At 51.1% G+C, this 20,523-nt stretch carries 14 protein-coding genes; 5 read left to right on the plus strand and 9 right to left on the minus strand.

Features of this window, described 5'->3' with window-relative positions; all coding sequences use genetic code 11:
* Window positions 1-241: 241 nt before the first annotated feature.
* Together dnaQ and ppk1 are read right to left on the minus strand one after the other, a co-directional pair.
* Window positions 242-967 (minus strand): DNA polymerase III subunit epsilon, encoded by a 726-nt coding sequence (gene dnaQ / locus KEF85_RS09065; protein ID WP_215579683.1) that lies wholly within the window; start codon window positions 965-967, stop codon window positions 242-244.
* A gap of 14 nt (window positions 968-981) precedes the next feature.
* A complete protein-coding gene (gene ppk1, locus KEF85_RS09070) occupies window positions 982-3,048 on the minus strand; it encodes a polyphosphate kinase 1 (protein WP_215579685.1) in 2,067 nt (688 codons plus the stop codon).
* A gap of 117 nt (window positions 3,049-3,165) precedes the next feature.
* Here ppk1 and cysM point away from each other — a divergent pair, with 117 nt between their 5' ends.
* The 4 genes from cysM to truA all read left to right on the plus strand — a co-directional run bounded on the left by cysM (window position 3,166) and on the right by truA (window position 7,245).
* The gene (gene cysM / locus KEF85_RS09075; RefSeq protein WP_215579687.1) at window positions 3,166-4,056 is read left to right on the plus strand and encodes a cysteine synthase CysM; all 891 of its coding nucleotides are present in this window, start codon (window positions 3,166-3,168) and stop codon (window positions 4,054-4,056) included.
* Between the two features lie 559 nt (window positions 4,057-4,615).
* A complete protein-coding gene (gene rlmD, locus KEF85_RS09080) occupies window positions 4,616-5,941 on the plus strand; it encodes a 23S rRNA (uracil(1939)-C(5))-methyltransferase RlmD (RefSeq protein ID WP_215579696.1) in 1,326 nt (441 codons plus the stop codon).
* Entirely contained in the window at window positions 5,938-6,429 is a 492-nt protein-coding gene (locus KEF85_RS09085) for a L,D-transpeptidase (protein WP_215579698.1), read from the plus strand. Before rlmD ends, KEF85_RS09085 begins: the two co-directional genes overlap by 4 nt.
* 9 nt (window positions 6,430-6,438) lie before the next feature.
* On the plus strand, window positions 6,439-7,245 hold the full coding sequence (gene truA, locus KEF85_RS09090) for a tRNA pseudouridine(38-40) synthase TruA (protein ID WP_215579700.1): 807 nt from the start codon (window positions 6,439-6,441) through the stop codon (window positions 7,243-7,245).
* 787 nt (window positions 7,246-8,032) lie between these two features.
* On the opposite strand, the gene KEF85_RS09095 is transcribed toward truA, so the two are convergent.
* Entirely contained in the window at window positions 8,033-15,088 is a 7,056-nt protein-coding gene (locus KEF85_RS09095) for an AIDA repeat-containing protein (RefSeq protein WP_215579702.1), read from the minus strand.
* 23 nt (window positions 15,089-15,111) lie between these two features.
* On the minus strand, window positions 15,112-16,410 hold the full coding sequence (locus KEF85_RS09100; protein ID WP_215579705.1) for an autotransporter strand-loop-strand O-heptosyltransferase: 1,299 nt from the start codon (window positions 16,408-16,410) through the stop codon (window positions 15,112-15,114).
* A 439-nt stretch (window positions 16,411-16,849) separates the two neighbouring features.
* Between KEF85_RS09100 and KEF85_RS09105 the strand changes: the two genes are divergently transcribed.
* Complete coding sequence (locus tag KEF85_RS09105) at window positions 16,850-17,071, plus strand: hypothetical protein (protein WP_215579708.1); 222 nt, start codon at window positions 16,850-16,852, stop codon at window positions 17,069-17,071.
* 259 nt (window positions 17,072-17,330) lie between these two features.
* Here KEF85_RS09105 and KEF85_RS09110 read toward each other — a convergent pair whose 3' ends face one another.
* From KEF85_RS09110 to KEF85_RS09130, 5 genes are all read right to left on the minus strand, one after another.
* Entirely contained in the window at window positions 17,331-17,894 is a 564-nt protein-coding gene (locus KEF85_RS09110) for a DUF447 domain-containing protein (protein ID WP_215579710.1), read from the minus strand.
* Window positions 17,895-17,938: 44 nt separating this feature from the next.
* On the minus strand, window positions 17,939-18,844 hold the full coding sequence (locus KEF85_RS09115) for an FAD:protein FMN transferase (protein ID WP_215579712.1): 906 nt from the start codon (window positions 18,842-18,844) through the stop codon (window positions 17,939-17,941).
* 95 nt (window positions 18,845-18,939) lie between these two features.
* Window positions 18,940-19,089, minus strand: a complete 150-nt coding sequence (locus KEF85_RS09120) for a hypothetical protein (RefSeq protein ID WP_215579714.1) — start codon at window positions 19,087-19,089, stop codon at window positions 18,940-18,942.
* A 103-nt stretch (window positions 19,090-19,192) separates the two neighbouring features.
* Entirely contained in the window at window positions 19,193-19,702 is a 510-nt protein-coding gene (locus KEF85_RS09125) for a TlpA family protein disulfide reductase (RefSeq protein WP_215579716.1), read from the minus strand.
* Window positions 19,703-19,823: 121 nt separating this feature from the next.
* A complete protein-coding gene (locus KEF85_RS09130) occupies window positions 19,824-20,057 on the minus strand; it encodes a hypothetical protein (protein ID WP_215579717.1) in 234 nt (77 codons plus the stop codon).
* Window positions 20,058-20,523: the final 466 nt, after the last annotated feature.

The raw sequence follows: 20,523 nt of genomic DNA on the forward strand, positions 1-20,523 counted from the left end.
CACGAATGAAGTTGGCAATTGGTGCTTTCATCCGGCACAGTAATCAGGCGGATGCTGCAAAAAAAAACATCTCAGGGCATGACCGTCGGGTTAAGCCTTAGTGCGTAAGCTTTTGCAGCAGGTCACCAAGCCGTAAACAAATACTCAGCGCCGCTGAAGATGGCACACTAACATTTACGCTGCCGGCCTTATCAAAAAACTGATTTGCACTATTAAATCACCATTTTCAGTCCGGGTATCACTACTCGCCACTTAACCACAAACACTTATCGCCACTGACCTTATGAATTTTGGCCAGCCGCTGTTCATGCTCGGCCAATTCCGCTGCGCTGCAGGCAATGACTTTCAAAGCCGGTCGGTCGGCTGATAAGCGCTCGATAGGTTGTTGAGTACCGTTCAAGAGATGATTAACATCATCCAGCAGTGAAATCTGGCCGCCGGTCATGGTTAGATACACGTCGGCCAGAATTTCCGCGTCCAATAAAGCGCCGTGGAGTTCGCGCTGGCTATTGTCCACGCCGTAGCGCTTGCATAAGGCATCCAGGCTGTTGCGTGCGCCTGGGTGCATGCGGCGGGCGTAGGCCAAGGTGTCAAACACGCTGCTGTTGCTTTCTATGCGCCGGGTTTCATCAGCCAGCATGGCCAGTTCGTGATTTAGAAAGCCGACGTCAAACGGGGCATTGTGGATAATCAGTTCGGCACCGGCGGTAAAAGCCAAAAAGTCAGCAACCACTTCACGAAATTTGGGCTTATCCTGCAAAAACTCATTGGTAATACCATGTACTTCAATGGCTCCAGCGTCGATTTCCCGTTCCGGATTTAAATACACGTGAAAGCGGTTTTGGGTCAGGCGGCGGTTAATCAGTTCTACACAGCCTATCTCGATAATTCTATGACCTTCTTTTGGGTTTAAGCCGGTGGTCTCGGTATCCAGCACCACTTGGCGATGATTTCCTGGATTAAACATAGCAATGCCTGCCTTCAGCTAAATGATTTCAGGAGTTCGGCCTGAGCCTGGTATAAGGGTTTATCCCCGGGCAGAATCTTGTGGTATTGACCATCCTGCTGCAACAACCAGGATTGGGAATTATCCTTCAGATAACGTTGTAAATCGGTCAGAATACGATCGCTGAGTTTTTTGTCGATAATCGGAAAACTGATTTCCACGCGCCTGAACATATTGCGGTTCATCAGATCGGCACTGGCGGCAAATACTGCCCAATCGCCGCCGTTCATAAAGGCGTAAATCCGGTTATGTTCCAAAAACCGGCCAATGATGGAGCGGACTTCTATATTCTCCGATACGCCGGGCACGCCGGGCCGTAAACAGCAAATACCCCGCACTATCAGTTTAACTTCAACACCTGCCTGCGAAGCCCGGTATAAAGCCCGTATCGCTTGCTCTTCGACTACCGCATTGACTTTAATAATGATTTTGGCCGGCTTGCCTTTTTTGGCGTGATCTATTTCCCGCTCTATCATTTTCAGCAAACCATGATGCAAGGTAAACGGCGATTGTAACAAGCGGTTAAGTTTGCTTACCTTACCCAGACTGGTCAGTTGCATAAATACCCGCCGCACATCCTCGCCCAGTTCTTTATCACAGGAAAACAAACCATAATCGGTATATAAACGCGCGGTTTTCGGGTGGTAATTACCGGTACTTAAATGCACATAATTGCGTAACTGATTACCTTCTTTACGCAACACCAAACACATTTTGGCATGGGTCTTATAACCCACCACCCCATAGACCACATGGGCGGCGGCTTCCTGTAATTTGGCGGCCAGACCGATATTATCCTTCTCATCAAATCGAGCCAGTAACTCTATTACTACGGTGACTTCCTTACCTGCTTTAGCGGCATTGATCAAGGCCGCCACTACCGGGGAATCGACCCCGGTGCGATACAGGGTCTGTTTAATGGCTATCACATCCGGATCTTTGGCGGCCTGGCGAATAAAATCCACTACCGGGGTAAACGACTGAAACGGATGATGCAGTAAGATGTCTTGTTTACGAATACTGGCAAAATAATCTTTATTACGGCCAAAAGCGCTAGGCACATTGGATTTAAACGGGGGGAACTTCAAATCCGGCCGTTCTACCAGACTGTAAACTGCCTGGGCGCGACTTAAATTAACCGGGCCGTTGACCATAAATAAACGGTCATAAGTCAGTTCAAACCGGGCCAGTAAAAAATTCACGGTTTCTTCCGGACAATTGGCGTCAATTTCCATCCGCACTTCGTCACCGTAATTACGCATGGCCAGTTCACCTTCCACCGCCAGCATCAAATCATCAATTGCGTCATCATCCACGAAAAAATCGCTGTTGCGGGTCACCCGGAACTGATAACAGCCCTTGACCGTCATGCCGTTGAACAAATCGGTGATAAAGGCATGAATAATCGAAGACAAAAACACAAAATCATAAGGGCCGCTCTCGGTATCGTGCACCGGCAACTGAATAATGCGGGGCAGGGCGCGCGGTGCTTGCAGAATGGCCCGGCCACTGTTGCGGCCAAAAGCATCCTTACCAGTCAAGGAAATGATGAAATTTAAGCTTTTGTTCAGAATGCGCGGAAACGGATGCGCCGAATCCAGCCCCACCGGAGTCAAAATCGGCAGCAATTCTTCGTTAAAATACTTTTCCAGCCAATTCTTTTGGCTGGCATTCCAGCTATCCCGGCGCAGAAAGCGGATATTTTCCTGCTCCATAGCCGGAATCAGAATATCGTTTAATACCCGGTATTGTTCTGCCACCAGCTCATGGGCTTTAACGGCTATGCGTTCCAGTTGCTCATTAATAGTCAACCCATCGGAACTGATCACGTTGGGATCAATTTCCACCATTTGCAGCAAACTGGCCACCCGCACTTCATAAAACTCATCCAGATTGGAACAGGATATGCATAAATAATTCAGGCGTTCCAATAAAGGTAATGATTCGTCCAGGGCCTGGGCCAGCACCCTGATATTAAATTCCAGCAGACTTATTTCACGATTAATAAAAAGTTCATGACTATTCAGGTCTATCGATTCCATATCCAGTAAGGGTTTGTGTGACTGATTCTGCCGATTATAGACTAACTCAAGCGGGAACGCTTAGCTTAGCCAACGCCGATTTGATATAATTTTTTCTTTCAAGGCTAACTGCAAATCATGAATTTCCCTACCATAGAATCTTTTGTTGGAAACACGCCCTTAGTACGCCTGCAACGCCTTAATTTGTCGGAAACCAGCACAATTCTGGTTAAACTGGAAGGCAATAATCCCGCTGGATCAGTTAAAGACCGGCCCGCCCTGAATATGATAAAACAGGCAGAACTGCGCGGTGAAATCAAACCGGGCGATCGGCTGATAGAAGCCACCAGCGGCAATACCGGCATTGCCCTGGCTATGGCGGCAGCTATTAAAGGCTATAAAATGACTTTGATCATGCCGGACAATATGAGTGCAGAACGTATCGCCTCTATGAAGGCTTATGGCGCAGAAATCATCCTCACCCCAGCCGCCGGCAGTATGGAAGCCGCTATTGATTTAGCCAGAAGCATGGAAGCTGACGGGGCAGGGCGGATACTTGATCAATTTGCCAATCCTGACAATCCGCAAGCCCATTTCGATAGTACCGGCCCGGAAATCTGGCGCGATACCCACGGCAAAATCACTCACTTTGTCAGTTCTATGGGCACCACCGGTACCATTATGGGCACTTCGCGTTATCTTAAACAGCAAAATCCGGCTATCGAAATTGTGGGTGTGCAACCCAAAGGCGCATCCAAAATTCCCGGTATTCGGCGCTGGCCACAGGAATATTTACCTAAAATCTATCATGCCGATCAGGTCGACCGGATTATTGATGTTGATCAGCTCGATGCAGAAAACACCACCCGAGCTTTGGCTGCAGAAGAGGGCATTTTTGCCGGCATCTCTTCCGGTGGAGCCGTGCATGTGGCTTTACAATTGGCACAAACGCTGGAATATGCCTTGATAGTTGCTATCGTCTGTGATCGTGGCGACCGCTATTTATCCACCGGGGTATTTCCCAGCTAGGCAGATCACAATTCCACCCACAGAAGTTACTTAATCCACAATTGCTGTGGATAACTTTGTGGGCAAACAGTGTCTGAAATAGCTAAACTAATGTAAGCTAAGCGGGTTTGTTAAATTGCGTTAAATTTGGTCAGCTCCCTAGCCAGCGTTTACTGTATAGGATCAGCTAAGCATGGATAGGCCCATCAATCGCGAGCAATGCACTGCCTGATACCGGCACACCCCACAAGCCCAACAAATTGATTTATAATATCTATTACTTTATGGAAGTGCTATTGAAGCCTAAGTCTCAATCCGCTAAGCCAGCTATTTCAAAGCCAAACCGGCTGGGGAGGCGGCTATTCAGGCTCTGGCTCCGGCAGACTGGTTTACAGATTTAAGCCGCCAGATTGCCCTTAATCTGCATTAGCCACGAAGAGATATACATTTGCACACAAATCCCCAAAATCTGTGGATAACTTTGTGAGCATCCGGTGTCAATAAACTGTAACATTATGTAAACCAAACAGGATTTTTAGACTGTCTAAAAATTGGTCAATAAACCAGCAATACACCATCAATGGCTCAAAGAAAAAAACTACCCCAAGCCGCCGTCACGACCACTATCGATTCACTGGCTCACGATGGCCGGGGCATCGCCCGAGTGGACGGCAAAGTCGTCTTTATTGACGAAGCCTTGCCGGGAGAATCCCTGGAATTTGTCTATACCGACAATCGCCGTGACTATGCTGAAGGCAAAGTGCAAACTCTGCACAGCCGTTCCGCCCAACGTAGCGAACCGCAATGCCCACATTTTGGTGTGTGCGGTGGCTGCAGTTTTCAGCATGTCAGCGATGCTGAACAGATCAAAATCAAGCAACTTTTGCTGGGCGAACAATTCAACCGCATCGGCAAACTGGATATTCCGCAAATTTGGCCGGCCCTGACCGGTCCGCACTGGGGCTATCGCACCAAAGCCCGTATGGGTGTTAAATATGTCGCCAAAAAAGGCAAGGTACTGGTGGGTTTCCGGGAACGGCGCAATCCCTATCTGGCCGAAATCGACAGTTGCAAAGTCATGTATCCGCTGATAGGCGAGAATCTGACCGCACTGGCGGATATGATTGCCGGCTTGTCCATCAAAGACAAAATCCCCCAGATAGAAGTCGCCGTCGGCGAAAACGCCTGCGTCCTGGCGTTTCGGGTACTGGAGCCGCCCACGGCTGCCGACCAGCAACGCATGGCTGAATTTGCCCGGCAACTTGGCGTCACAATTTGCTTGCAGCCCAAAGGCCCGGACAGCATCCATCCGCTGGATGGCGAAACTGAAGTCATTCCCAGCTACAGCCTGCCGGCTCAAGGCCTGAACTTTAATTTCCGCCCGGCCATGTTTACTCAGGTCAATTATGAAATTAACCGGCAAATGGTTAGTCAGGCCCTGGAAGCTTTGCAACTCAGCCGCGAAGACCGGGTGCTGGATTTATTCTGCGGCCTGGGTAATTTCACCTTGCCCTTGGCCACCCTGGCCGGCCAAGTTATAGGCGTGGAAGTGGATCAACCCTTACTGCATCACGCCCGAGCCAATGCCGCTCTGAATAATCTTGATAATGTGCAGTTTCATGCCGCCGATTTGAGCAAAGATGTCAGCGACCAACCCTGGAGCCAGCTTAAATTCACCAAAGTGTTATTAGACCCCTCCAGGGCCGGCGCTGCCGAAATTTTGCACAACTTCAGGCACTGGCAACCTGAACGCATTGTTTATGTGTCCTGTAATCCATCGACATTGGCGCGGGATGCCGGCATCTTGGTTAATGAATTAGGCTATACCCTGGTCAAAGCCGGGGTGATGGACATGTTTCCACAAACCGCCCATGTCGAATCCATCGCTTTGTTTGTCAAATCATGAAACCGGCGGCAAACTATCTGGATATTTCCCTGGCCCGCCAGGAGCTTAGCCTGATAGAGTCAGGTGTGATTAAGCGGGTATTTCCGGTATCCACCGCCAAAAACGGCGCCGGCCAACGCAAGGGCAGTTTTTGTACGCCATTAGGCTGGCATTGTATCCGTGCCAAGATCGGCGCGGCAGCACCTTTGGCTGCGGTATTTGTCGGTCGCCGTCCCACCGGAGAAATATACAGCCCCGATTTGGCTGCCCAGCATCCCCAGCGCGACTGGATACTAACTCGCATCCTCTGGCTCAGCGGTCTGGAGCCGGGTAAAAACCGTTACGGTGCGGTGGACAGCGGCTCACGCTATATTTACATCCACGGCAGCCCGGATCATTTAATCGACGGCGTACCCGATTCGCACGGCTGTGTCCGTATGCATAATGCCGATGTGACGGCATTGTTCGAACTGGTCAGCCCCGGTTGCCGGGTTTATATCCATGAATAAAACTCAGTTATGCCGCGTATCGTCTTAGGTGTGGAATATGATGGCAGCGCCTATGCCGGCTGGCAATTTCAGCAACACAGCCCCAGTGTCCAAGCCGTATTGCAAAGCGCCTTAAGCCGGATAGCCCAACACCCCGTTACGGTATTGTGTGCCGGGCGCACTGATGCCGGTGTGCATGCCCTGGAGCAGGTCGTGCATTTTGACACCGATGCGGTACGCGATCCGCGTGCCTGGGTCTTGGGAGTCAACAGTTATTTGCCCGATGATATCCGGATAATCTGGTCACAACCGGCAGTGGCGGATTTCCATGCCCGCTATAGCGCCATAGCCCGCTTCTACCGTTACATCATTTTAAACCGGTCTATGAAATCGGCACTATACGGCAGACAAAGCACCTGGTGCGCTTACGCCCTGGATGCCGAAAAAATGCATCAGGCCGGTCAATATCTGCTGGGTGAACATGATTTCACCTCGTTTCGCGCCCAGTCCTGTCAATCCCAAAGCCCCAGCCGCTTAATGCATTTTGTGGATGTTTATCGTGACGAACAGCGAGTGATTATCGATATTTGCGCCAATGCCTTCTTGCATCATATGGTTAGAAACATTACCGGTGTGTTGCTGGATGTCGGCATGGGCAGACAGCCGGTAGACTGGCCGCTGGCCCTGCTGGCTATCAAAAATCGCGCCGCCGCCGCTGTCACAGCACCACCCCAGGGGCTGCATCTGGGTGGGGTCTATTACCCTGAGCATTACCAAATCCCCAGACACCCGGTATTTGCCAAATTACCCGCTGATGTACGCCGTTTCGATGGCTAAAAACAGCTGTTCTTTTTGATAAGCTTTATGCTGCGTTAGTGGTTGACTTTGGTTGAAGCGGTAGAGGGCATTGTTGAGTTCGACGCTGGTTTGATTAAGGTTATGCTGCGAATTCCTCGATTCCACTGCGTTGCATCGAGGCTCCGGTCGCGATTAGACAGGCTATTGTTGCATGAAGGGAGTGGGCTGCGATGATGCGGGTTATGGTTGGCTGTTGCGCAGGGTGTTTTTGCGATAGTTAGACACCAAACACCCGTGAAGTTTTGGTGGCTTGCCTGGCGGCGAAGCCACCCTACATGGTGGTCGCTTTGATAATGGTTAGGTTTGGGTTGAAGCTTTAGAGGGCATTGTTGAGTTCGACGCTGGTTTGATTAAGGTTATGCTGCGAGGTCCTCGATTCCACTGCGTTGCATCGAGGCTACGGTCGCGATTTGACAGGCTATTGTTGCATGAAGGGAGCGGGCTGGGATGATGCGGGTTATGGTTGGCTGTTGCGCAGGGTGTTTTTGCGATAGTTAGACACCAAACACCCGCGAAGTTTTGGTGGCTTGCCTGGCGGCGAAGCCACCCTACATGGTGGTCGCTTTGATAATGGTTAGGTTTGGGTTGAAGCTTTAGAGGGCATTGTTGAATTCCGCTGACGCTGGTTTGATTAAGGTTATGCTGCGCATTCCTCGATTCCACTGCGTTGCGTCGAGGCTACAGGGCGCACGGTGGGTACTCAAAAAGCAGGGGCTGTCAGGAGATCCTGCCAGCCCCTGGGCTTATATTGACCTAAATCTCCAAATTATGGAATCAAGGTAAAATCGCCTGCACTCAAGGCGGTTGGGTGACTGCTTAAACCTATCACCGCAATTTCCGTGGCCGGGCCGCTCACTGAACCATTGGCATCGTAATACAAGCCGCCATTAGTGGCGTTGTAGTACAGATAATCCGTTGGGGTAGTGGCTGCTGCGGCATTACTGAAGTTGGCGGCGGTCACGCCACTGGCACCGGCAAAGGCGGTAAACAGGGCTTTTGACAACTCGATTTGCCCGGTGTTTTCCCACAGGTTGTTGACCGGGGTAGGGGTCACAGCCGTCGCTGTCGGCAGGTAAAGGGCATGATTGATTTCCGTCAGACTGGCATTACCGCTGTTGACGACATAGACATTACCGGCACTATCCAGCGACAAGCCGGTCGGTTTATTCAAACCCGTTGCGATAGTGGTAGGTGCCAGGCTGCCGGCCGTAAATTCCTGCACGGTATTATTGCCGTATTCACTGACATAGAAATTGCCGGCTTTATCGATCACCAATCCCGAAGGCTGGTTGACATTCAAGAAAGTGCTGGCAGCATAAGTGCCGGCCGCAATTTTGACGATGGTATTGACGGCAAAATCGGTAACATAGATATTGCCGGCACTATCCAGCGCCACGCCTTGCGGATTGGTAAAGCTGCCTGAGTTGACCACACTGAGTGCGGCACCACTAACGCTGACGCCCTGAGTGGTAATAGCGGCACCACTATCGCTATCCCAGTTCGCTGTCGCCGCCAGATTGTAAACTGCGCCACCCGTGGTGCTGGTGCCATTGGTGGTGACAAAGTTATTCACCACTGCCTCGTCGGCACTGCTTAAGCTGATCTTAAAGCCGGTGGCGGTCAAATTGCTAATCGTGTCATTGACGGCACTGAAGGTATAACTGCTGCTGCCGGCGCTTAGGGTGAAGTTACCCAAAGCTATGCCGTTGGCACTGCCGTGATTGTCCAGATTAGCCCCAGTCACGGTGAACACACCGGTGGTAGCGTTATAAGCCACGCTGCTGATGGTGGGTGCAGTGACATTGCTGACGGTGACACCCAGGTTGGTGGCTCCCGCCCCGGTATCCCAGCCGCTGGTAGCCGTCAAACTGTAGTTGCTAATGCTGTCATTAGCCTGGGTGCCGGCTTTGTTCAACAAGCCGTTGATGGCAAGCTGATCGGCTGCCGACAATTGTATGCTGACCCCGGTGGCGGTTGGCGTACCTTTCACCACACTGCCGCTGGTCAAGGTATAGCTGGTATTGCCATCACCTTTCAAGGTCAGATCGCCGACCACATAGCCTGCCGCCGTGGTGGTGAAATTGGTACCGCTCAGGCTCAGCACACCGGTGCCGGCGTTGTAGGCCACCTGGCTCAGGGTTGGTAAGCTGGAGCTGAGGCCGCTGACGGTGACGGACTGAGTTGTAATTTGCGCACCGCTGTCGCTGTCCCAATTCACGCTGGCCGCCAGATTGTAGGCTTTGCCGCTGGTGGGTGCGGTGCCGTTGGCATTGACAAAACTGTTAACGCTGGTTTTATCGGCACTGCTTAAGGTCAGGGTAAAGCCGGTGGCGCTGAGATTGCTGACGCTGTCAGTGGTGGCGCTAAAGGTATAAGTACCGCTGCCGCCGGTTAAGGTCAGGCCCGGCAGGTTAATGCCGTTGCTGCTGCCGTGGTTGTCCAGATTGGCGCCGGTAACGGTGAATACGCCGGTGGCGGCGTTGTAAGCCACACCGCTGATAGTCGGCGCAGTAACATTGCCGACCGTGACGCTCTGGGTGGTAACAGCGGCTGCGCCGGTATCCCAGCCACTGATTGCGCTGAGATTATAAGTGGTGACACCGTCATTAGCCTGGGTGCCGGCTTTGTTGAGCAAACCGTTGATAGCCAATTGATCAACTGTGGACAATTGGATGCTGACCCCGGTGCCGTTGCCGGCCGGGGTGCCGCTGACCACACTGCCGCCGGTCAGGGTATAGCTGGTATTGCCGTCACCTTTCAAAGTCAGATCACTGACCACATAACCCGCTGCGGTAGTAGCCAGGTTATGGCCGCTCAGGGTTAATATACCGCTGCCGGCGTTATAGCTCACCCCGCTCAGGGATGGTGATAAACCGCTGACTGTCACCGCTTGGGTGGTAATCTTGGCACCACTGTCGCTATCCCAATTCAGCGCAGCCGCCAAATTGTAGACAGCACCGTTAGCCGGTGCGGTGCCGTTATCAGTGACGAAGGCGTTTACCAGTGCTTGGTCGGCACTGCTTAAGGTCAAGGTAAAGCCGGTGGCGCTGAGATTGCTGACGCTGTCAGTGGTGGCGCTAAAGGTATAAGTACCGCTGCCGCCGGTTAAGGTCAGGCCCGGCAGGTTAATGCCGTTGCTGCTGCCGTGGTTGTCGAGGTTGGCGCCGGTAACGGTGAATACGCCGGTGGCGGCGTTGTAAGCCACACTGCTGATAGTCGGCGCAGTAACATTGCCGACCGTGACACCCTGGGTGGTAACAGCGGCTGCGCCGGTATCCCAACCACTGATTGCGCTGAGATTATAAGTGGTGACACCGTCATTAGCCTGGGTGCCGGCTTTGTTGAGCAAACCGTTGATAGCCAATTGATCAACTGTGGACAATTGGATGCTGACCCCTGTGCCGTTGCTGGCCGGGGTGCCGCTGACCACACTGCCGCCGGTCAAGGTATAGCTGGTATTGCCGTCACCTTTCAAAGTCAGATCACTGACCAGATAACCCGCTGCTGTGGTGGCCAGATTGTGACCGCTTAGGGTTAATACGCCGGTACCGGCGTTATAGGCCACGCCAGTCAAAGCAGTCGGCAAACCGCTGACCGTGACCGGTTGGGTGATAATTTTCGCCCCGCTGTCGCTGTCCCAGTTAACAGTCGCTGCCAGATTGTAGGCTGCGCCACTCACCGGTGCCGTGCCGTTATCGGTGATGAAGCTGTTGATGCTGGTTTTATCAGCTGCACTTAAGGTAATGGTAAAACCAGTGGCACTGAGATTGCTGACGCTGTCATTGGTGGCGCTAAAGGTGTAAGTGCCGCTGCCGCCGCTAAAGGTCAGGCCCGGCAGGTTAATGCCGTTGGCACTGCCGTGGTTGTCCAGATTGGCACCGGTGACGCTGAACACACCGGTTGCCGCATTATAGCTAACGCTGCTGATGGTCGGCGCAGTGACATTGCTGACGGTGATCGGCAAGGTGGTAATCGCCCCGGCATAGGCATCCCAACCGGCTATCGCACTCAGATTGTAATTGGTCAGGCCATCATTGGCTTGGGTACCGATTTTATTCAGCAAGCCGTTGATGGCTAACTGATCGGCCGCAGACAGTTGAATCACAGCCCCGCTGTTGCTAGGAGTGCCGCTCACCACACTGCCACTGGTTAAGGTATAAGCGGTGGCACCATCACCTTTCAGCGTCAGATCGGTCACAATAAAGTTACTGGCCAGACTGGTTAAATGAGTGCCGGTCAGGCTTAATTGACCATTGGCAGCGTTATACACCGCTTTAGTCAAGGTGGGTGGAATCACCGCCACTGTGACCAAGGTACCGCCGCTGCCATCGGTTTTGGTGCTAAAACTAAAATTGCTGTTATCACCGACTAAGCCCAAGGTTTCCACCACGCTACCACCGCTGGTCAATACCAACTGATTGCTGGCGTTGACGCTGCCGGCTGTGGCCACCACACCCGGCAAATCCAGAATCGCGCCGCCATTCAGGCTGATGCCGGTGGTAGTGTTATTAACCACCAGTTCGCCGCCGCTCAACACGATTTCTTTACCGCCGCTGTTGACCGGGTAGTAAGCAATACCACCGCTGGCGATGGTTTCGGTACCGCCGCTGTAAACGGTATCGTTGTTGGCCACACCGCCTTTGCTAATTAATTCGTTACTACCGGAGTTGATAGCCGTGTAATAGCTTACGCCACTACTGGCGATCTGCTCGGTGCCGCCGGAGTTGATAATAGAGTAATAGGCAGTACCGCCACTACTGACCAGCTCGGTACCACCGCTGTTGACGCTGACATCATAGGCCTGACCGGCACTAACCAGTTCTTTGCCGCCGTTATTGATCAAGACGCTGCCGCTGCCGTAATAATAAGCACCTTGGTTGAAGGTATTGATGGCCAGACCGCCGCTAGTCACAGTTTCCGAACCGCCGCTGTAAACATAAGTGCCGCTATCAACCCCACCGCTGGCAACCGTTTCAGTCCCGTAAATATAGGCAGCGTTATTCACACCGTAGACTGTTTCGCTGGCACCAACTGCGATGTTCACATTTGTAGCCACACCGCCGCTGGAAACAATCTCACTGCCGGCGCTGTTAATTGTGGCGCCGTTGACCACGCCACCACTGTAAACGATCTCACTGCCGCCGCCATTCAGCTTGGCACCATTGGCTACACCGCCGCTTGAGACAATCTCGCTACCACCGCTGTTGAGCGTAGTGTTGGTTGCAGTAATCCCGTTACCCACCACCTCGCTGACGCTGTTTAAGGTGGTGTAATAAACAGCGCCGCCGCTGGTAATTTGCTCAACGCCGCCAGAGTTGATAATAGTGTAATAAGTCGTACCGCCACTGCTGACCAGTTCGGTGCCACCGCTGTTGACGGTAACATCATAGGCAGTACCGGCGCTAACCAGTTCTTTACCGCCGTTATTGATCAAAACACTGCCGTTACCGCTGCCGTAAGAATAAGCACCTTGGTTGAAGGTATTGATGGCCAAACCGCCACTGCTCACAGTTTCCGAACCGCCGCTGTAAACATAAGTGCCGCTATCAACCCCACCACTGGCAACTGTTTCAGTCCCGTAAACATAGGCGGCATTATTCACGCCGTAGACTGTTTCGCTAGCCCCGGCAGAAATGGTGACATTATTCGCCACGCCACCGCTGGAAACGATTTCACTGCCGCCGCTGGACACATAGCTGCCAGTCGCACCGGCACCGTTACTCAGCACTTCGTTAGTACCGCTTAAGATAGTGGTGTAATAAACATTGCCACCACTGGCAATCTGCTCATTGCCACCTTTACTGATTGTGGCGTAATAGCTGGCACCACCACTGGCTACCTGCTCTGTGCCGCCGCTGTTGACGGTGACATAATAGGCGGTGCCGGCACTAACCAGTTCCTTACCGCCGTTATTGATCTGGACGCTGCCGCCGTTCTGACCATAAGTGTTGATGGCAAGGCCGCCGCTGGAGACCGTTTCTGTGCCACCGGCATAAATATTGGTACCATTATCGGTACCGCCACTAGACACAATTTCAGTACCGCCGCTGTAAACATAAGTACCGCTATTAATACCGCCGCTGGCAACCGTTTCAGTACCGTATATATAGGCAGCATTATTCACGCCGTAGACTGTTTCGCTAGCCCCGGCAGAAATGGTGACATTATTCGCCACGCCACCGCTGGAAACGATTTCACTGCCGCCGCTGGACACATAGCTGCCAGTCGCACCGGCACCGTTACTCAGCACTTCGTTAGTACCGCTTAAGATAGTGGTGTAATAAACATTGCCACCACTGGCAATCTGCTCATTGCCACCTTTACTGATTGTGGCGTAATAGCTGGCACCACCACTGGCTACCTGCTCTGTGCCGCCGCTGTTGACGGTGACATAATAGGCGGTGCCGGCACTAACCAGTTCCTTACCGCCGTTATTGATCTGGACGCTGCCGCCGTTCTGACCATAAGTGTTGATGGCAAGGCCGCCGCTGGAGACCGTTTCTGTGCCACCGGCATAAATATTGGTACCATTATCGGTACCGCCACTAGACACAATTTCAGTACCGCCGCTGTATATATAGGCACCATTATTCACCCCACCGCTAGAGACCGTTTCGCTACCGCCACTGCTAATATAAATATTAGTTGCTACACCGCCGCTGGAGACAATCTCGCTGCCGCCGCCGGAAATAGAGGTGCCAGTCGCACTCGCACCGTTGCTCAGCACTTCGCTGGCACCACTTAAGATAGTCGTGTAATAAACATTACCACCACTGGCAACTTTCTCGCTGCCGCCTTTATTAACAGTCGTGTAATAGCTGGTACCACCGCTGGCTACCTGCTCGGTACCCCCGCTATTCAAGGTGGTGTAGTAAGCCTGACCACTGCTGGAAACTACTTCAGTACCACCACTGTTGACGATGACATAATAAGCTGTACCGGCACTGGCAACTTCCTTACCGCCATTATTGATCAGGATGCTACCGCCCTGACCATAAGTATTGATAGCAGTACCGCCACTGGAGACAGTTTCTGTGCCGCCACTGTAAACATAGCTGCCATTATCAACACCACCACTGGAAACCGTTTCGTTACCACTGCTATAAATAGAAAGATTCGTTGCCAAGCCACCGCTGGAGACGATCTCGCTGCCGCCACTGGAAATATAAGTGCCGGTGGCACCGGCTCCATTGCTCAGCACTTGGCCGGCACCGCTTAAGATAGTGGTGTAATAAACATTACCGCCGCTGGCGATTTGCTCATTGCCGCCTTTATTGACAGTGGTGTAATAGCTGATACCACCGCTGGCTACCTGCTCAGTACCACCACTATTCAAAATGGTGTACTGGGCACTACCGCCGCTGGAAACCACCTCAGTACCGCCACTGTTGACGGTAACATAATAGGCCGTACCGGCACTAACCAGCTCCTTACCACCATTATTGATCAGGACACTAGCTGAGGCTTGACCATAAGTATCAACAGCAACACCGCCACTGGAAACTGTTTGAATCCCGCCGGCATAAACACTGTCACCATAGGCCGAACCACCGCTGGTGATGGTTTGAACCCCTCCGGAGTATATCGTGGTACTATTATCAACACCCCCGCCGGAAACAGTCTCTTTACCGCCGCTTTGGATATAGCTATAGTCAGCAATACCGCCACTGGAGACCACTTCAAGCCCACCGCTGTTGACAGTGGTGTAATAGGCGGTACCGCCACTGGTAATCAACTCCTGATCACCGCTGTTTAGCACAGTACCATTACTAGTGGTAACAGTAACGCCAGATGAAACATAAGGCAGTTTGTAAATAGTCATGGTACAGCTCCTTGGGGTGACAATTAATTGATTTTGGCAATGCTGGGTGTTGAAGATTCTGTAAATCCAGGTATCTGCTGAATCACGGCTTTGACATGGTCAACTGTAATCAGCCGGGTACATTCAAACTGGCGTGGCGTGTCTTTATGACGCGGACACCAGAAAAAGTCTTTATGGTCAAAGCGATGCCGGACATCGTTCCAGCAACTGTTGCAAGTGTGGTAGTTGATGACCCGGTAAGGGGTGGCAAATTCGTTGGTCGGATGAGTAAAACCGCTGATCATGACCACCGGGGTTTGCATGGCCCAGGCCAGCCAGCTTAAGCCGCTGCTCAAACCAATAAAGAATTCGGCATGTTGCAGCCAGCGGGCCCGTTCCAGCAAATCCTGGTCGCCGGTCTGGTCTTCGGCGCCATAGGGAATATGATTCCAGACGATGCCGGTGCCGTGTACCGGTTTTTGGTCGATGCAGATTACCCGATAGCCCTGGGCTTTGAGATAACCGACCAGTTCCCGCCAGCCGTTGGGGTTGTTCCAGTATTTGCATTGGGTGGTGCTTTGGCTGGCAATGCAGATATACGGCTCAGGGATAGGCCGACTACTGTTTTTTAGCTGGATACGCGGCGGCTGTTCGGTGGGGTCTACACCCAGAATATAGCCGGCAGTGCGGTGTAAGCCCACCAGCCGAAAATCACAGGGCTGATGAATATTCTGCTCGTCGTCAAAAAACAGACCGATGCGATAAGTGGCGTAATAGCGCTCGGCACTGACAGCTTCGTGACTAAGCAATTCGATGTCGGGATAAGCATCGCGGAATAAAGGAATCAGCCGTTCGGCCAATGCGCAAGTCAAGCGGCAGCCGTGCTGCTGCTGAAATTTAACCAGATAAGGCAACCAGCCCAGAGTATCGCCCAGGGTGCCGACCGGTAGTTGAATCAAGACATGTTGATCGTTTGCCGCAAAGTCGTGGCTGAGGATCAGCTCTTCACCTGACCAAATTTGCAAACGGTTGCGGACAAAATAACGTTTGGCGGTATTGACGCGGCCAGCCTGGATATTGGTTTCGAAGACGATATTGCCGGTATCGAGGTCTGAAATGCGCACCCGCCAGTTGCCTTCCGGCAGTAAAAGCCGGCAACCATCGTTGAAATCGTAACGAATGCCGTGGGGGCCAAGCTGAGTGGGTAATTCCGGGGCAGGGACGAAGTTTTGTTTGGGTGGTTCGGTTGGGGCAGAAGATGGGGGATTTTGTTGATCATCTCCCGACTGGCTATCGGGCGCTATCGGTTCTACAGTGGCTGGTATATCCCTTACTTGGCTCATCGTACTGATAGTTATTATGTTTTACTACTCACCGTAGTCTCAGTACAGCAAGGCTAAATCTAGGCTGCCGACTGCGATTACATCATATTCGCTTGCGCTCTACGCTAGCGTTTTCCTTTGCGGTTAATAGTTTTATTATGGTTATGACATAGGTTTTGCTGTCCTAGTCGACTGTGTAGGATAGCCGTCGCATACCCCCTAACTTATAACGCATAAGCTAATCCCAAATCACATCTCATGGTAATCACGGATTACCGGGCAAACATTTACCTTAGCGCTAATGTTCTTTATTAACATAGTAAAGAAAGCCGAATTTTGCAACTAAATTTTTATGACGGTTAATTGTTACCTGACATGACGCAGATTCTTAAGCCATAACTTGAATTTATGGCGTATTTATTGCTTGAATTTATTCATCTATCTCATAAGCACACAGACAATGAAACCCAACCAAGCATCAGGGATCACCTCAAGCATAAAAGCCAACTTGAGTAGGGCCTTGGCCAAAGCCCATATCTGCAAACCCTTATCCAGACTAACCGACATCGCTACCTTGCTCATCTGCGTGGTAGGCAGCTCCAAAACGGTGCCGCCGTTTTATCCGCTCCTGGCCATTTGGCTGTTATTGCTGGTCGCATTAAGCCTGCAGATTATTACTTGATTAAGAAAAATTGTAATTATTCAGCGCAGATCTTGAAATATCTGTTTAAAACAACTAATGGTTGACTTGACGACAGCGCCAGACGATGTGCTGACTCTGGAGCCACATGGTTCGCAATTGATGCGCATCACTGCGTTCAGCGCATCCCACGCCGTATCCGGCAAAATATGATTGGTCGACTACTATTATATTATGTAAATTAAGCTAATTTAGTGACTACAATTATATGGCTTGCGCAAGGAATTGGCGGGACCCAATTTTAACGGCTCTTATAAACTCGATATCGCTCCACAGCCTGCATCAGCCATGTCCAAGCCTGCCGCTCCCTGTCACCAGCGGTTTTATCCAGACCTGTGCGTAAATAATCCAGCTCGGTTTTCACTTGCTTCCACGGCAAACTATCTATCCGGCTAATCAAAATCGCCGCCTCCAGCACCGAAAATTGCGCCCGGTTAAAACCCAGAAACGGTTTATGAATAACACTGTGAACCGCCTTGCAAAACACTTGTGGCCGCATAACATCATCCTTAATATGCACCAGCTTCAATTCGGTATGAGTCAGCGTATCGGCTAAAAAATAGCCATTAACCTGCTGAGCCGGCAATAAAGGCCAATCCCGCCGCCCGGTTAAGGTACCCACAAAAATTCGCACATCATCACAATAATTAATCACCGCTGCCTGGGTTTCCAGCATATTATTCAAAGTAAGATTAGGTTTCACCGGCTGAATCACATAATGCCCATCCTCAATGCGCACCCCCATAGGCGCAATATGCGCCACCCCCTGAGCATTAACAGTGGTGATCAAGGTCTCGTGTATCATGTTCAATTCCAGAAAATTAAGCTGCCGCAGACTTGGCAGCCCGTCTATAAATCGCCGCCCTGATTACCGTCAACATCCATCCACAAATGCGGCAACCCCAGCTCTTGCAACCAGGCCGGTCCTTGCTCCTCCTTAAGCATTGCAATCGTAGAAGCACTGCCGGCCACCACACAAAAATCGCTCATCACCGATACCGCCGCCAAATGCCGTACCGGCCAACCGGTTTTGGGGTTAAGAATATGTGCATAGCGCACCCCATCAATTACAATACAACGCTCATAATCGCCGCTACAAGCCAAGGCCCCGCGCTGTACAGCCAAATTCAGCAATACCCCACCTAGTCGGCGCGGATGAGCGATACCCACTATCCACGGTGAACCGTCACCGCGCGGACCAATCAGACGGATGTCGCCACCCAGATTGATCAAACCATGCCGAATATCCGCTTCCCGGCATAAAGTCGCCGCCCGATCCACCGCATATTCCTTGACGATACCGCCAAAGTCAAGCTCCATACCGGCTTGCGGAAACACCAACAGCGGCGCACACCAGTGCAGCTTGCGCCAGCCGACATTTGCCAGCAACACATCAATTTCATCCTGACTAGGCAGGCGTTCTTCACGAAATCGCCAGGCCTGACGCAACACTCCGGAGCTGATATCAAACAAGCCATCGCTTTGCTGATAGCAGGTTTCCGCATAATCCAGCAGCACCGCTGTTTCCGGATCAACCTCAATCTGGCCGCCTTGGATAGCGATCCGATTAATCTGACTCAAAAAACTATCCGGACTATACCGCGAGTATTTGGCTTCCAGTCTGGCTACATCAGCAATCACCCGCTTACCCAGCCGATTGGCTTTGCCCGGATGCTCACTGAACAACTGCAGTTCGCACAGCGTACCCATTGCCTTAAAATTAAAACTAAAGTGCTTGAGTTTTTTGGCATTCATAAAAAATAGCTAATTATTCAGCGAATAATAGGGCGCTGATAAGACTTATTGCGGCCTATATGATAACGCCGACTGCCCACAAATAAAGCCAACACTTATCTTTTATTCTGCAAACTGGTTAAAGCCAGCAACTGTTGCTGCAAATCCTCCAGCGAGCGCCGGGTTTCCACCAGCTCGGCATAGATATGCTCAAAATGTACTTGAAAATAGCGTGCGGAAGGAAACTCCACAGCCTCAGATGCCATGACAGTACTTCCCGCGGACTTCTTCCGTTTGCTCGATTGCATCTTGATGATATCTGGCATATAAATAATTTCCCCCCGTTGTACCTATCGACATTAAAACCCTTTAATTCGCCGGCTCCAGCAATAGCCGTTCCACATCTGCCCTAAACTCTTTAGCCTCGCCTGCTCTAAAACCATTATGCACTGCCCGAATTTGACCATTGCGATCCAGTAAAAAACTGGTAGGCATGGTTTTAACCCCAAAATCCTGCGCGCATTGCGCCGCTGCATCAAGCGCCACTATAAACGCGGCAGGCCTGCTCTTTAAAAAAGCCAAAGCGTCAGCCGGGTTTTCATCCATATTTACTCCCAGCACCTGTAAACCCTGCGCTTTCAAATCCCGGTCCAGCATATTCATATAAGGGAACGACTGCACACAAGGCCCACACCACGAGGCCCAAAAGTCCACATATACTACCTTGCCCTTAAAGCTCTGCAAGTCATAATGGTCAGCCTGATCCAGGCTGCTGAACGCACAATGCGGGGCAGGGCGGGGGACTTCGGCATCCGCAAAAACAGCAGATACACAGCCAAAACCCAGCACTGCGCATAACAAGGCTAATCGATAAGTCATAATGGTAAACGGAGTGTTAAATAAACTGATTAATCAATATTCAATGCAGCCACGATGCAGCAACGCGAAATTGAGGAGGTAGGCTACAAAACCCGCGCACTAGGTTTTAGCTAGTAGAGAATCAATCTTGTTTCGACAGATACAGCGCAGGATGCGCTGAATGTAGTATGCGCATCAACCACGATTGATGCGCCTCCAGAGTCGGCACATCCTCCGGCGCTTTCATCAAAGCAATATTGGTCAGCAGCGCCAATACAACAGCTTGTTTACTGTAATACAGAATACGTGCCAATTTGGCTGACCAGCTTAATCCGGCCCGGTACAGCCCGTGCCACTTGGTAAATAGAACAAGCATTTGGCCCAATAACTTCAAACGCTTGACAAAAATTAATAACTCTATGTTATTTAACGTAAAAAAACTAAAAAATCAGGGCATTACACACAGATAATAAAAAATCCCGAAAAAAACCATCCAGCCGAGATCAGATCAGCCGTTTAGACCAGAATCAGCTCATTACCACCTTAAATTATGCGGTCTCAGCCATTTAAATTGTGGTTCATTTAATTAAACTATGTTATTGGGCTAGCCAATTGCCGGCAGAACTAAAAAAACCCGGCAATAGCCGCAATTAAGCCGCCAATCCAGCAGTCAGCCCAGTCAAACAGCGCAGAATTGATATAAAACCAAAGAATATGATTTTTGTAACTTATTTTCAATAAGTTATAAATAAAATAGCACAACCACCACCCAATTTAGCCGCCCGCCTCAGTCCGGCATTATCGCCAGGCGATTTTAACAAAACCAAACCATATCAAATGCT

It is taken from the genome of Methylomonas paludis, from assembly GCF_018734325.1.
Lineage (GTDB): Bacteria > Pseudomonadota > Gammaproteobacteria > Methylococcales > Methylomonadaceae > Methylomonas > Methylomonas paludis.

Excerpts from the sequence above, each read along its gene's own strand:
- KEF85_RS09085 (WP_215579698.1), top strand. The coding sequence starts at position 5,938 with ATGAAACCGGCGGCAAACTATCTGGATATTTCCCTGGCCCGCCAGGAG.
- KEF85_RS09095 (WP_215579702.1), bottom strand. The coding sequence starts at position 15,088 with ATGACTATTTACAAACTGCCTTATGTTTCATCTGGCGTTACTGTTACC.
- ppk1 (WP_215579685.1), bottom strand. The coding sequence starts at position 3,048 with ATGGAATCGATAGACCTGAATAGTCATGAACTTTTTATTAATCGTGAA.
- KEF85_RS09110 (WP_215579710.1), bottom strand. The coding sequence starts at position 17,894 with ATGATACACGAGACCTTGATCACCACTGTTAATGCTCAGGGGGTGGCG.
- cysM (WP_215579687.1), top strand. The coding sequence starts at position 3,166 with ATGAATTTCCCTACCATAGAATCTTTTGTTGGAAACACGCCCTTAGTA.
- KEF85_RS09115 (WP_215579712.1), bottom strand. The coding sequence starts at position 18,844 with ATGAATGCCAAAAAACTCAAGCACTTTAGTTTTAATTTTAAGGCAATG.
- rlmD (WP_215579696.1), top strand. The coding sequence starts at position 4,616 with ATGGCTCAAAGAAAAAAACTACCCCAAGCCGCCGTCACGACCACTATC.
- KEF85_RS09105 (WP_215579708.1), top strand. The coding sequence starts at position 16,850 with ATGAAACCCAACCAAGCATCAGGGATCACCTCAAGCATAAAAGCCAAC.
- KEF85_RS09120 (WP_215579714.1), bottom strand. The coding sequence starts at position 19,089 with ATGGCATCTGAGGCTGTGGAGTTTCCTTCCGCACGCTATTTTCAAGTA.
- dnaQ (WP_215579683.1), bottom strand. The coding sequence starts at position 967 with ATGTTTAATCCAGGAAATCATCGCCAAGTGGTGCTGGATACCGAGACC.
- truA (WP_215579700.1), top strand. The coding sequence starts at position 6,439 with ATGCCGCGTATCGTCTTAGGTGTGGAATATGATGGCAGCGCCTATGCC.
- KEF85_RS09100 (WP_215579705.1), bottom strand. The coding sequence starts at position 16,410 with ATGAGCCAAGTAAGGGATATACCAGCCACTGTAGAACCGATAGCGCCC.
- KEF85_RS09130 (WP_215579717.1), bottom strand. The coding sequence starts at position 20,057 with ATGCTTGTTCTATTTACCAAGTGGCACGGGCTGTACCGGGCCGGATTA.
- KEF85_RS09125 (WP_215579716.1), bottom strand. The coding sequence starts at position 19,702 with ATGACTTATCGATTAGCCTTGTTATGCGCAGTGCTGGGTTTTGGCTGT.